Origin of the sequence: Aromatoleum sp., from assembly GCF_035254505.1 — a bacterium.
GTDB lineage: Bacteria > Pseudomonadota > Gammaproteobacteria > Burkholderiales > Rhodocyclaceae > Aromatoleum.
This window is the reverse complement of the sequence record NZ_DATFAO010000091.1, coordinates 45,718-58,741: the sequence shown is the minus strand read 5'-3', so window position 1 is coordinate 58,741 and position 13,024 is coordinate 45,718. Positions and strand designations below refer to the sequence as shown.

Below are 13,024 nucleotides of genomic sequence, written 5' to 3'. Positions count from 1 at the left end.
ACGTACAGAGAGAATCCGCAGATGAATCCGCCGATCGTCATCGTAGGCAGCGGTCTTGCCGGCTACACCTTCGCACGCGAGTTCCGCAAGCTCGACCGGGATACGCCACTCGTCGTCGTCAGCCGCGACACGGCGGATTTCTACTCCAAGCCGATGCTCTCGAACGCGTTCTCCGGCCACAAGACGGCTGCCACCCTGGTCATGAAACCGGCAGCCCGGATCGCCGAAGAACTCCACGTGGATATCCGTCCGCATACGGCGATCGCCGGCATCGAAACCGCAACGCAGGAACTCATCCTGGCGGACGGCAACCGAATCGCGTACCGCGACCTGGTCCTCGGGCTCGGCGCTGACCCGATCCGCCTGCCGATTGCCGGCGATGGCGCAGCCGACATTCTTTCCGTGAACGATCTCGACGACTTCGCACGCTTCGCCGAACGCCTGCAGGGCGTCGAACGCATGGTCGTGCTCGGCGCCGGTCTCATCGGCTGCGAGTTCGCGAACGACCTCCTTGCACGGAACGTCGTACCCACCGTGATCGACATCGCCGAGCGGCCACTCGGCCGGCTGTTGCCCCAAGAGGCGGGACAATGGATGCAGGCCCGGCTCGAGGCGGCGGGCATCGCCTTCCGCATGGGGAACTCGGCGACTTCGGTCGAACGTGCCGGCACGAAATATCGTGTCACCCTTGCCAACGGCGAAGTGCTCGAGACGGATCTCGTCCTCTCCGCAGTCGGCCTGCGGCCTCGCATCGAGCTCGCGAAAGCCGCCGGGCTGGTTACGAACCGCGGAATCGTCGTCAACCGCATGCTCGAAACCACGGTCTCGCACATCCATGCGCTGGGCGATTGCGCGGAAGTCGAGGGCCTCGTGCTCCCCTTCGTGATGCCGATCATGAACCAGGCCCGGGCCCTCGCGGCCACCCTCGCCGGCAAGCCGACACCGCTCACCTACCCGCCGATGCCCGTCGTCGTGAAGACGCCCGCCTGCCCGACCGTCGTCTGCCCACCGGCACTCAACGCGCAGGGAAGCTGGCAGATCGCGGCGACCGACGACGGCGGCGGCCTCGAGGCCCTATATGTGGGGAGCGACGAAACTTCGCTCGGCTTCGCGCTACTCGGCACCGCCACCGCCCGCAAACAGGGCCTCACGACGCGAATGCCCGCTCTCCTCAGCTAAACCCGCCGCGCGTCCACGGTCCCGGCCGGGACGCGCTTCGGGTTACAATTCCGCTCTTCGCCGCACCCCGGAGCGTGCCATGCCCGTTGCCCAGACTGAAAACCTGAACATTCTCGCCCTTGATCACATGCCCTCCCCGGAGGAGATCAAGGCACGTGTGCCACTGACCGATCGCGCCGCCGCGTCGGTACTTGCCGGTCGCCAAGCCCTCGCCAATATCCTGGATCGCAAGGACAACCGCCTGTTCGTCGTCGTCGGCCCCTGCTCCATCCATGACCCCGTCGCCGGCCTGGACTACGCCCGTCGCCTGAAAGTGCTCGCCGACGAAGTCTCCGAGACTATGCTGCTGGTGATGCGCGTGTACTTCGAAAAACCGCGCACCTCGACGGGCTGGAAGGGTTACATCAACGACCCCCACATGGACGACTCGTTCCGCATCGACGAAGGAATGGAGAAGGCGCGCCGCTTCCTGCTCGACGTGAACGAAATCGGCCTGCCCGCGGCGACCGAGGCGCTCGACCCGATCGCGCCTCAGTACTACGGCGACCTCATCTCCTGGACCGCCATCGGCGCCCGCACGTCCGAATCCCAGACGCACCGCGAGATGTCGTCCGGCCTGTCGACGCCCGTCGGCTTCAAGAACGCCACGGATGGCGACCTCGAAGTCGCCATCAACGCGATCGTCTCGGCCTCGCATCCGCACAGCTTCCTGGGCATCAACGGCAAGGGCCAGTCGGCGATCCTCCGCACCCGCGGCAATCGCTACGGACATGTCGTGCTGCGCGGCGGCGGCGGCCGTCCGAACTACGACACTGTGTCGATCTCGCTCGCCGAGCAGGCGCTCGCCAAGGCCAAGCTGCCGCAAAACATCGTCGTCGACTGCTCGCACGCCAACTCCTGGAAGAAGCCCGAACTTCAGCCGCTCGTGATGAAGGACGTCATTCACCAGATCCGCGAAGGCAACCAATCCGTGGTCGGCCTGATGATCGAAAGCTTCTTGGAGGCCGGCAGCCAGCCGATTCCGGTCGACCTGTCGCAGCTCAAATACGGCTGTTCGGTGACCGACGCCTGCGTCGGCTGGGACACGACCGAAGAGATGATCCGCAAGGCCGACAAGGTGCTCCGCGAAGCACTTCAACGCCGGAGTATTGCCTAATGAATCTTGTGGTACAGGGCGAGGATGTCGATTCGGTTGCCCTGAAGACGGTTGCAAAGCTCGCCGGCGCCCGCGCCATCGAACAGATTACTCCGCAGGCCTTCCGCGTCATCGCGGCCGCCCAGCATCCCGACATCGCCGACGTGTGCGAGAAGGCCCAGCTCGACTGGGCCTGGATCGACGCCAAACGCCGCCTCGGCGATTTCGGACTGTTCGTCACGGACATGGACTCGACGCTGATCAACATCGAGTGCATCGACGAAATCGCCGACATGCAGGGCCTGAAGGCGCAAGTCGCCGCTATCACCGAGGCCGCAATGCGCGGGGAGATCGATTTCACCGAATCCCTCACCCGCCGCGTGAGCCTGCTCGCCGGCCTGCCGGAATCGGCACTTACCGAAGTCTACGAACACCGTCTCCGCCTCAATCCGGGTGCCGAGCGACTGATGCAGGGGCTGAAGCGAGCCGGCATCCACACGGTGCTGGTCTCCGGCGGATTCACCTACTTCACCGAGCGTCTGAAGGAACGCCTGGGCTTCGACGAAGCCTACGCGAACCAGCTCGAAGTCCGCGACGGACACCTCACCGGCCGAGTCACCGGACCAGTCGTCGATGGCGCCGCCAAGGCAGAGCACTTGCGCACGACGCGCGAGCGGCTCGGTCTGCGTTCGGATCAGGTGATCGCCGCCGGCGATGGCGCAAACGACATCCCGATGCTTAGTGAAGCTGGCTTCGGCGTCGCCTACCACGCGAAGCCGGTGCTGCGCGAGATTGCAGACTGCCGACTCGACTACGTCGGTCTCGACGGGCTGCTGAACCTCTTCGCATGATCGTCGACGGGCCCGGAAGCGGGCCCGATAACCGACCTGCCCTTATGGCGCTTCAACGTGCGCGAGGATCGCGTTCAGCATCGCAGCCCCCAGCCGCTTGCTGCGCGCGCCATTCCAGCCCACGTTCCCATCCGGCAGGTTCGCGTTGTCCTTGAACGGCATCTCGAGCGTCAGCGACACGCAGCCGAAGCGGTGCGCGACCCATTTGCTCGCCAGCGTCAGCAGTTCCTCACCGAATCGCCCCGGCTTGTAGCCGTGCTCGGTCTGGAAGTCCGGGCTCGCCGCCTTCAGCGCCGCGATGACCCGCTCCTGCTTCGCCGCCATTTCAGGCGTGAATCCCGGCACTTCCTCGGCCGTCGAAAAGAACACGTAAGGCAGCGCCTCATCCCCATGGATGTCGAGAAAGAGCGAGCAGCCCACCTTCTCCATCGCGGCACGCACATGCAGCACTTCAGGACTTGCATCTAGGTCCGGCGCCAGCCATTCACGGTTGAGGTTGCGGCCGGCGGCGTTCGTGCGCAGGTTGCCGTGAATCGCACCATCCGGATTCACGTTCGGCACGATGTGCAGCACGGCGCGTTCGCGGATGTGACGGGCTACGGGATCCGCAGCATCTAGCAATCGCTCGAGCAGCCCCTCGATGAACCATTCCGCCATCGTCTCACCCGGATGCTGGCGGCCGATGATCCAGATCGGCAACCGCGCCGGCGAATCCCGGCCCACGACGATGCGGTCGATTTCCCGCCCCTCGACTGTTGCACCGAGGCTGTCGACGCTCGCAAAAGGCGACACTTCCACCCAGCCGAGCATGTCCAGGTGTCGCTCGTAGGAATAGGGCTCGAAGTAGGCGTAATAGACGCTATTCCGCTCTGGCGTATGCTCGACGACCAGTTGTCCGTCCTCGTAGCTCGTCGCATACACGCGAAACCACGTACGGCGATCATAGGACGCCGTGCAGCGATAGCCCGGCCAGCCGTCCGGGTAGGCAGCCTCCGCGGCGTTCTCGAACACCATCCGCAAGCCCTGCCCCTCGGCACCCTGCACGCGGAAATGGAACCACTGGCGAAACTCCGCTGCATTGTCCGCGCGCAAACGCAGGCGGATATCCTGCGGGTTGTCGAGGCTCAGCACCTCGATCGCGCCGGAATCGAAATTTTGGCTGATTCTCACGGCCAGGCCCTTTCGATCATCCCTACGTCAATCGGCACGACGCCGGAACACCAGCGTCGCATCGTCCGAAGCTTCCGGCGCGAAGACGTAACCCTCGCTGTCGAAGCCCTTCAGCCCTTCCGCGTCGTCCAGCCGGTGCCGGATCGCGTACCGGCTCATCAGCCCGCGCGCACGCTTGGCGTAGAAGCTGATGATCTTGTAGCGCCCGCCCTTCCAGTCCTCGAAAACGGGCGTAACCACGCGCGCCGACAGCTTCCGCGCCTTCACCGACTTGAAGTACTCATCTGACGCCAGATTCACCAGGAGGCCCTCCTGCCCGGCTTCACGCTCTGCCGCGATCAACTCGTTCAGCTTCAGCGTCAGCGTGTCACCCCAGAACGCATACAGGTTTGCCCCGCGGGAATTCGCAAGACGAGAGCCCATTTCGAGCCGGTATGGCTGGATCAGATCGAGCGGGCGCAGAATGCCGTATAGCCCTGACAGGATCCGCAGGTGCGCCTGCGCCCATTCGAGATCCGCCTGAGACAGCGTCTTCGCATCCAGTCCTTCATACACGTCGCCGTTGAACGCGAGCGCCGCCTGTTTGGCGTTCGACGGGTCGAAAGGCAGCGACCAGCTCTCATACCGTGCAACATTGAGCGTCGCGAGCTGGTCGGAAAGATCCATCAAGGCAGCGATGTCGGCAGGAGATTTTTGCCGCAACACTCCGATCAGCTCGGATGCCTGGGGCAGGAAATCGCACTGCGTGAAGGTCGAGGTGATGGAAGGTGTTTCGAAATCGAGGGCTTTTGCGGGGGAAATGACGAAGATCATTGGAGTCGTCTTTATTGTCGGTAGCATTACATGGTAGCAAAACGCATCCCCGCGAGACCTTGCATGTTTGACACGGCGCGCCCATTTGCGCCACATTTGCCGACCGCACCACCGCAGGAAACCCGATGTCCAGCCCCGATTTGCTCCAACGCTCGCTTGCCGCCGTCTGGCACCCGTGCACGCAGATGAAGCAACACGAGGCTCTGCCACTGGTGGCGATTACCCGCGGCGAAGGGCCATGGCTGCACGATGCTGACGGGCGCCGCCTCCTCGACGGGATCAGCTCGTGGTGGGTCAATCTCTTCGGCCACTGCAATCCCCGCATCAACGCCGCGTTGCGCGATCAGCTCGAACGGCTCGAGCACGTGATGCTCGCCGGTTTCACGCACGAGCCGGTCGTCGCACTGTCGGAGCGCCTCGCCGCGCTGACCGGCCATCGTCTCGGACACGCCTTCTACGCCTCCGACGGCGCCTCCGCGACCGAAATCGCGCTGAAGATGAGCGCGCACTACTGGCGCAATCTCGGACGCCCCGAAAAATCGCGCTTCGTGAGCCTCGCCGGCAGCTATCACGGCGAGACCGTCGGGGCACTCGCCGTCACAGATGTCGCGATCTTCCGCGATGCCTATGCGCCCCTCGTCCGCGCCGGCAGCATCGTCCCCACGCCGGACGCCCGCCTCGCCGAGCCCGGCGAATCCGCGGCTGACGTTGCCCGTCGCGCCGCGGCTCAGCTCGAAGTCCACCTCGCAGACCATCACCACGAAACTGCCGCCCTCATCGTCGAACCCCTCGTCCAGGGCGCGGCCGGCATGGTGATGTACGACGAGGAATACCTTCGCCTTGCGCGTGCTCTGTGTGACCGCTACGAAGTGCTGCTGATCGCCGACGAGATCGCCGTCGGCTGCGGCCGTACCGGCAGCTTCTTCGCCTGCGCGCAGGCGGGTATCTGGCCGGATTTCATCTGCCTGTCGAAGGGGATCTCGGGCGGCTATCTTCCCCTGTCGCTCGTCCTGACGACCGACCACATCTACGCGGCTTTTTACGACGACGCGACGGTCCGCGGCTTCTTGCACTCCCACTCATACACCGGCAACCCGCTCGCCTGCCGCGCGGCCCTCGCGACCCTCGACATCTTCGAGCAGGACGACGTCCTCAACGCCAACCGGCAGCGCGCCGACAAGCTAGGCAAAGCACTGCAGGCCCGCTTCGGCGACCATCCGGCAGTCCGGCATCTGCGCCAACGCGGCATGATCGCGGCCTTCGACATCGACACGCCGGAGCGGGGATTCTCCGGCCGGTTCTTCAGCGCAGCGCTCGACCACGGCGTGCTGCTGCGCCCCATCGGCAACACCATCTACTTCATGCCGCCCTACGTCCTGGATGATGCACTCATCGCACATCTCGTCGACGGCGCCGGCGCCGCGCTAGACGAGGTCCTCGCGTGAGTACCAAGCTCCTCGACGACGTGAAAGCGAACCTGGCGGAACTCGATGCACGCGCGCTGCGCCGCGTCCGCCGCAGCCTCGACTCGCCCTGCGGCCCCCACGCATGCGTCGATGGACGCGACATGCTGGCATTCTGCAGCAACGACTATCTCGGCCTCGCGGCGGACCCTGCGATCGCGCAGGCTTTGCAGCGTGGCGTCGAACGCTGGGGCGCCGGCTCTGGCGCGTCCCATCTGGTCAGCGGCCACTACACGGTTCACGACAAACTCGAAGCCCGGCTTGCGGCCTTTGTCGGCTGCGAACGCGCGCTCTATTTTTCGACTGGTTTCATGGCGAACACGGGCGTCGTTCCCGCGCTGGTCGGACGGGGCGACGCGATATTCGCCGACCGCCTCAACCACGCATCCCTGGTCGACGGCGCGCTGCTGTCCCGCGCTGACCTGCATCGCTATCCACACAGCGACCTCGCGGCCCTCGAACGCGCGCTCTCGGGCTCGACAGCCAAGCGCAAACTGATCGTCACCGATTCAGTGTTCAGCATGGATGGCGACGTCGCCCCGCTCGCCGACCTGCTCGAACTCGCGGAACGACACGATGCCTGGCTGATGGTCGACGACGCGCACGGCTTCGGCGTACTCGGCCCGCAGGGACGAGGCGCGCTCCGGGAGGCCGGGCTCGACTCCTGGCGTCTGATCTACATCGGCACGCTCGGCAAGGCGGCCGGCGTCTCCGGAGCCTTTGCTGCGGGCAACGCCGATGTCGTCGAGTGGCTGATGCAGACCGCTCGCCCCTACGTCTTCACCACCGGTGCGCCTCCCGCCCTCGCGGAGGGTCTGTTGGCAAGCCTCCACCGCATCGAACACGGTGATGCTCTACGAACCCACCTCGACACACTGATCCGCGTCCTGCGCAACGAACTTCACCTCGAACGCTGGCAGCTGATGAATTCCAGGACATCGATCCAGCCGGTCGTGATCGGCGACAACGCCGAAGCCTTGGCTGTTGCCCGAGCCCTCTGGGATGAAGGAATCTGGGTTCCAGCCATTCGGCCGCCTACAGTACCGGCTGGCACCGCCCGCCTGCGCATCTCCCTGAGCGCCGCCCACAGCGTCGCTGACGTCGAGCGACTCGCCGCCGCGCTGCGGCGTCTGGAGCGCTCAAGATGACTCCGCTGGTGCTGCTACACGGCTGGGGCCTGACCCCAGCCGTTTGGCGAAACTTCTTGCCCGCCCTCCCCTCCGGGCTCGACCTCCACACACCGGCGCTTCCCGGTCATGGAGGCGGCGCGCCCCCCGATTCGCTCGACATCGCCGACTGGGCCGATGTGCTCGCGCCGACACTGCCCGACGGCGCGGTCGTCTGTGGCTGGTCGCTCGGTGGCATGATCGCGATGAACCTCGCCCGCTATCGTCCCGAAAAAGTCTCGCGTCTCGTCCTGATCGGGAGTTCGCCACGCTTTGTCGCAGTCGACGAGCAAGACTGGCCCCACGGGCTGGCCGCAGGCACCGTCAGAGAGTTCATCGATAATTTCGAGGCCGCACCCGAAGTCACGCTGAAGCGTTTCATTGCGCTGCAAACGCTCGGCGACGCCCACCGCCGCGCTGTCGGCAATGCCCTTACCGAAGCTTTGATCGGAATCGACGGTACCCGCCTGCCAGCCCTCTCGCGCGGCCTCCGCTTGCTTGCAAGCTCCGATCAGCGCGCCATCCCATCGGGGATTCGCCAGCCCGTCACGCTCATCCACGGCGCCGCCGACGCACTGATGCCCGTCGGCGCGGCCCGTTGGCTCGCAAACGCACTTCCGTTGGTCCGCCTGATGGTACTGGACAAATGTGGGCACGCCCCCTTCCTTTCCCGGCCCGACGTATGTGCCGAGCAACTCGCCGCGGCCTGCAATGCCTGAAGATTGCGTCGGGAAGCACTCCGTACGCTCTGCCTTCAATCGTGCAGCGGCGAGTTACGACCAGGCCGCCGCCGTTCAGCGCGAGATTTGTCATCGCCTTGCCGCGTTCGCACTGACCGCTCTGCAAGGCACGAGACCTGAGCGCGTCCTCGACGCCGGCTGTGGCACCGGCTATGGCCTGAAGATCCTCAACGGCGCCTTTCCCGACGCCTCCAGCGTCGCCGTCGACTTTGCTCCGGCGATGCTCGAGCAGGTCGTGCGCACGGCGTTCCCGAACGACAATCCAATATTGCCCGTATGCGGCGACCTCGAAGCTTTACCGCTCGCATCGGACAGCTTCGATCTCGTATGGTCCAGCCTCGCCTTGCAATGGTGCGCCCCCAATCGGAGTCTCGCCGAACTCGCGCGCGTTCTGAAGGTGGGCGGCATCGCGTGTATCGCCACCCTCGGGCCTCGTACGCTGTGGGAGCTGCGCGAAGCCTTCGCCGCCATCGACCAAGCCGAACACGTGATCCGCTTTCACGAAGCTGATTTCTGGTTGGCCGCAGCCAGGAACCATGGCCTGCAACCCGTTGCGGACGCGCGTGAAGACGCATTCGCCCTCGCCCCCGATCTGCGCCGACTGCTACGAGACATCAAGTCGATCGGCGCACAGACGGTCGGCGAGCACCGTCGCCGGCAGCCTCTCGGCCGTGCGGCGTGGAACACGCTGGCGGACCGCTACGAAGCCCACCGGCGCCTAGACGGCCTGCTGCCCGCCACCTACGATCTGATCCTTCTCACGCTGAAGAAGTCCTGAACCATGACGAATCGTCAGGCCTGGTTCCTCACCGGAACCGACACCGAAATCGGCAAGACCTTCATCACCTGCGCGCTGCTCCACGCCGCGCGGGCTTCCGCCCGCTCAGCCTTGGGCATGAAGCCGGTGGCGGCGGGCGCCGAAGACGTCGACGGCGTACGAATCAACGAGGATGCAGCACGCCTGCTCGCCGCCGGCAGCTTCGATCCGGGCCTGCAATGGCTGAACCCCTACTGCCTATCCCAGCCCGTCGCACCACATATCGCCGCCGCCGCCGAGGGTGTCTCCATCGATCCGTCGCACATCCTCAAGGCCTTCCGCCTGCTTCAGACGCAGGCCGATGTCGTGATCGTCGAGGGCGTCGGAGGCTTCCGCGTGCCGCTCGATGATCATTACGACACTGCCGACCTCGCCGTCGACCTGGGCTTGCCGGTGCTACTCGTGGTCGGGATGCGGCTGGGCTGCATCAACCACGCGCTATTGACCGTCGAAGCCATTACGAGACGCGGCCTGCGTCTAGCCGGCTGGATCGCAAACTGCATCACCCCGGACATGCCGCGCCTGGACGAAAACATCGCAGCGCTCCAGCAGCGCATTTCCGCACCGCTGCTCGGCGTCGTGCCCTATGTCCCGGGAAGCGACCTGTCCCTCGCCGCGCAGCGCCTGCAACTGCCAGACTGAAAAGAAACAGATTAGCGCCGGGCAGCGCGCTGCTGCCGCACCTGCTCGAACAGGCAGACCGCCGCCGCAGCGCCGACGTTGAGCGATTCCACCGCTCCCGGCATCGGGATGATTACCATGCCCTGGGCCAGGGCGGCGACCTCGGGCGAAAGGCCCCCGCCTTCCGAACCGAATAGCCACGCAACCGGTCCTCGGAGGTCGCACTCGTACAGATCGCGCGCCCCCTTGCCCAGGCCGGTCGCGAGCACCGCGCCCCGGAAATCTTTCAGGACCTCAACCGGATCGACGCCCTCATGGATGCGCAGACAGAAATGTCCGCCCATTCCCGCGCGCAGCACGCGGGGCGACCATGCGTGCGCACAGCCAGAAGTCATCAAGACGTCCGGAATCCCCGCTGCGGCAGCCGTTCTCAGGATCGTTCCCAGATTGCCGGCGTCCTGGATGGCGTCGAGGACCAGCAGGGAACCGTCGAACGCGGCATGTGAGTCGCTCGTGTCGGGAAGATCGATGACCGCCATCAAACCGGATGGCGCGTCCACCGGGCTCACATGCGCGAACAGGGAGTCGGTCAAATGCAGGACCGGCGTTCCCCCACATCGCTCAAGCAAACCCGAAATCTCCTCGCGCTGAAGCCCCTGATCGCTGACCACCAACTCTCGCAGTGGAAAGCGCGCCTCCATGGCCGCACGAACAAGATGCGGACCGTCGAGCAGCGTCTGGCCGTGGCTTCGACGATCGCGCGACGAATGCGCCAGGCCGTGCAGGCGCTTGACCGTCGGATTGTCGCGGGATGTGATGTGCTTCAAAAGACGTGCCTCAGACACCTAGCCCCAGCGTCGCGATCCCGATCGTGACGATTCCGATGGCAAGGTTGAATCCCACTCGTTGGCGAATACCGTTCATCGCAACGGCCGCAGCGGCCCAATCTTCCCGCGCCACCGCCCTCCGCAGCTGCGGCAATGGACGGAACCAGATGTACATGAACATCACGATCATGATCGTTCCGGTAACGAGCATCACATGCCAGGCCGTCGGTGCGCGCTCGAACCCGACCCGGACCAGCATCGTGCCGCCACTGAGCCCGATCAAGGCGACCGAGACCCATACCAAGCGGAAGAAACGCGACAGCACGCTTGCCCATAGGACCAGGCGCTGAGGCGGCGCGAGCGTCGACGCTGCCGGGCGCAGGCACGCATACGCGAAAAGCATCCCACCGACCCATGTAACGACCCCGGCCAGGTGCAGAAAGAGCAGCAGATGATGAATCGTCATAGCAGCGTGCCCGCAGGCCAGAGTTCCGGATTCATCACTAGGTCGCGTACCGGCGCGAAGCTACGACGGTAACAGTCGACAACCCCGTGCAGACGCAGCGCCGCAAGGTGTTCCGGCGTCGGATAGCCCTTGTGACGCGCGAATCCATATATCGGATAGGCCGCATCGAGTTCCACCATCTGTGCGTCCCGCACCGTCTTCGCCAAGATCGAAGCCGCGGCGATGGCGGGTACGGTCGCATCCCCTTGAACCACTGCTTCCGATGGAACGTCGAGCATGGGACAGCGATTTCCATCGATTCGTACCAAGTCCGGGCGATGCGACAAGCCCGCCACCGCACGCTGCATTGCAAGCATCGTCGCGTGCAGGATATTGAGGCGGTCGATCTCCGCGACCGTCGCTTCGGCGACCGCCCACGCGAGTGCCCGCTCGCGGATCAGGATGGCCAGACGGCCGCGAGCACGTTCGGTGAGCTTCTTGGAGTCATTCAAGCCTTCGATCGGCCGTGCCGGATCGAGGATCACAGCCGCCGCAACGACCGAACCCGCTAAGGGGCCGCGCCCTGCCTCGTCGACGCCGCAGATCAAGCCGGTTGATGGGACGGCTTCCATTCGGAACTCCGACTCAGATAGGGAAGAATTGCCGCAGCTGCCTTCTCGGCGGTGTTCTGGCGCAGCGTCAGGTGCATCGCGGAGAACCGTTCTTCCAGCCTCCGGCACCCCTCCGGGTCAACAAGCCACTTCTCCAGCGCATCCGCGAGCGCTTCCGGCGTCGCCGCGTCCTGCAGCAGTTCCGGAACCACGGTCTCGTTACACAGAACGTTAGGCAAGCCGACCCAAGGCAGATAGGCCATCCGCTTCATGAGCCGATATTGCCACTTCCCCATCCGATAGCAGATCACCATCGGCCGCTTAAGCAATGCCGCCTCGAGGCTCGCCGTCCCGCTCGCGACCAGGACCACGTCCGCGGCCGTCATCGCCTCCACAGCATGGCCGAAGAGCATCCGCACCGGCAACTCCTGGCCGGGGAAGCCCTTCAAGGCCTCGACGAACAGTTCACGAGTCTCGCGCGTTGCCAGCGGCACGACGAAAGACACCTCAGGGTGACGTTCATGCAGAATGCGCGCTGCCTGCAGATACGTCGGCGCAAGATTTCGCACTTCGGATTGCCGGCTGCCGGGCAGAAGCGCGACGACGCGCGATTCCAGCGGCAAGCCCAGCATCTCGCGTGCCGCATCGCGGTCCGGGTGCAACGGGAACACGTCCGCGAGCGGATGTCCGACATAATCCACCGGCACGCCGGCACGCTCGTAAAGCACGGGTTCGAACGGAAACAGGCACAGCATGCGGGACACCGACCGTGCGATCTTCCGAATACGTCCGCCGCGCCACGCCCAAATCGACGGGCTTACGAAGTGGATGGCAGGGATCCCCGCCGCCCGTACCTGACGTTCGAGCCACAGATTGAAGTCCGGCGCATCGACGCCGATGAAGGCGTCCGGCCGCTCGCGGCGAATCTGCCGTAACAGGCTACGACGGATTCCCGATAGCTCGCGATATCGCTTCAGCGCATCGACGTAGCCATGAACGGCAAGCCGCTCGCAAGCCCACTCGGCATCGAAGCCCTCGGCCTGCATCTTCGGGCCCCCGATGCCAAAAAACTCGACGTCCGGCACACGCTGCTTCAAGGCGCGAATCAGGTGGCTGGCGAGCAGGTCTCCCGACGCCTCGCCCGCAACCATTGCAATCCGGATCGCCATCGATTCACTTGCGCACG

The 13,024-nt window shown here is 65.0% G+C and carries 14 protein-coding genes; 8 read left to right on the top strand and 6 right to left on the bottom strand.

From position 1 onward, the window contains the following. Positions 1–21: 21 nt before the first annotated feature. The 3 genes from VJ673_RS19050 to serB all read left to right on the top strand — a co-directional run bounded on the left by VJ673_RS19050 (position 22) and on the right by serB (position 3,165). Positions 22–1,179, top strand: a complete 1,158-nt coding sequence (locus VJ673_RS19050) for an NAD(P)/FAD-dependent oxidoreductase (protein ID WP_324127739.1) — start codon at positions 22–24, stop codon at positions 1,177–1,179. Between the two features lie 79 nt (positions 1,180–1,258). Beyond that, positions 1,259–2,335: a 3-deoxy-7-phosphoheptulonate synthase gene (locus tag VJ673_RS19045; protein WP_324127738.1), complete on the top strand. Its 1,077-nt coding sequence runs from the start codon at positions 1,259–1,261 to the stop codon at positions 2,333–2,335. Then, positions 2,335–3,165, top strand: coding sequence for a phosphoserine phosphatase SerB (serB, locus tag VJ673_RS19040; protein WP_324127737.1), 831 nt, complete (start codon positions 2,335–2,337; stop codon positions 3,163–3,165). The genes VJ673_RS19045 and serB overlap by 1 nt, the downstream gene beginning before the upstream one ends. A gap of 42 nt (positions 3,166–3,207) precedes the next feature. On the opposite strand, the gene VJ673_RS19035 is transcribed toward serB, so the two are convergent. Further along, positions 3,208–4,335, bottom strand: a complete 1,128-nt coding sequence (locus VJ673_RS19035) for a M14 family metallopeptidase (RefSeq protein WP_324127736.1) — start codon at positions 4,333–4,335, stop codon at positions 3,208–3,210. 27 nt (positions 4,336–4,362) lie between these two features. Beyond that, positions 4,363–5,148 carry a peroxide stress protein YaaA gene (yaaA, locus tag VJ673_RS19030; RefSeq protein ID WP_324127735.1) on the bottom strand — a complete coding sequence of 262 codons (786 nt, stop codon included), beginning with the start codon at positions 5,146–5,148 and terminating at the stop codon, positions 4,363–4,365. A gap of 125 nt (positions 5,149–5,273) precedes the next feature. Between yaaA and bioA the strand changes: the two genes are divergently transcribed. From bioA to bioD, 5 genes are read left to right on the top strand one after another with little or no spacing between them, the layout of a single operon-like run. Beyond that, on the top strand, positions 5,274–6,593 hold the full coding sequence (bioA, locus tag VJ673_RS19025; protein ID WP_324127734.1) for an adenosylmethionine--8-amino-7-oxononanoate transaminase: 1,320 nt from the start codon (positions 5,274–5,276) through the stop codon (positions 6,591–6,593). Next, positions 6,590–7,759, top strand: a complete 1,170-nt coding sequence (bioF, locus tag VJ673_RS19020; protein WP_324127733.1) for an 8-amino-7-oxononanoate synthase — start codon at positions 6,590–6,592, stop codon at positions 7,757–7,759. Before bioA ends, bioF begins: the two co-directional genes overlap by 4 nt. Next, positions 7,756–8,496: an alpha/beta fold hydrolase gene (locus tag VJ673_RS19015; protein WP_324127732.1), complete on the top strand. Its 741-nt coding sequence runs from the start codon at positions 7,756–7,758 to the stop codon at positions 8,494–8,496. Before bioF ends, VJ673_RS19015 begins: the two co-directional genes overlap by 4 nt. Further along, entirely contained in the window at positions 8,489–9,295 is an 807-nt protein-coding gene (gene bioC, locus VJ673_RS19010; RefSeq protein WP_324127731.1) for a malonyl-ACP O-methyltransferase BioC, read from the top strand. Before VJ673_RS19015 ends, bioC begins: the two co-directional genes overlap by 8 nt. Positions 9,296–9,298: 3 nt before the next feature. Then, positions 9,299–9,976 carry a dethiobiotin synthase gene (gene bioD, locus VJ673_RS19005; protein WP_324127730.1) on the top strand — a complete coding sequence of 226 codons (678 nt, stop codon included), beginning with the start codon at positions 9,299–9,301 and terminating at the stop codon, positions 9,974–9,976. An 11-nt stretch (positions 9,977–9,987) separates the two neighbouring features. On the opposite strand, the gene VJ673_RS19000 is transcribed toward bioD, so the two are convergent. The 4 genes from VJ673_RS19000 to lpxB are packed head-to-tail and all read right to left on the bottom strand — an operon-like array spanning position 9,988 to position 13,007. Continuing rightward, complete coding sequence (locus VJ673_RS19000) at positions 9,988–10,782, bottom strand: TrmH family RNA methyltransferase (RefSeq protein ID WP_324127729.1); 795 nt, start codon at positions 10,780–10,782, stop codon at positions 9,988–9,990. Between the two features lie 10 nt (positions 10,783–10,792). Further along, the gene (locus tag VJ673_RS18995) at positions 10,793–11,248 is read right to left on the bottom strand and encodes a CopD family protein (RefSeq protein ID WP_324127728.1); all 456 of its coding nucleotides are present in this window, start codon (positions 11,246–11,248) and stop codon (positions 10,793–10,795) included. Continuing rightward, the gene (gene rnhB / locus VJ673_RS18990) at positions 11,245–11,859 is read right to left on the bottom strand and encodes a ribonuclease HII (RefSeq protein WP_324127727.1); all 615 of its coding nucleotides are present in this window, start codon (positions 11,857–11,859) and stop codon (positions 11,245–11,247) included. Before rnhB ends, VJ673_RS18995 begins: the two co-directional genes overlap by 4 nt. Next, the gene (gene lpxB, locus VJ673_RS18985) at positions 11,832–13,007 is read right to left on the bottom strand and encodes a lipid-A-disaccharide synthase (protein WP_324127726.1); all 1,176 of its coding nucleotides are present in this window, start codon (positions 13,005–13,007) and stop codon (positions 11,832–11,834) included. Before lpxB ends, rnhB begins: the two co-directional genes overlap by 28 nt. Between the last annotated feature and the right edge of the window lie 17 nt (positions 13,008–13,024).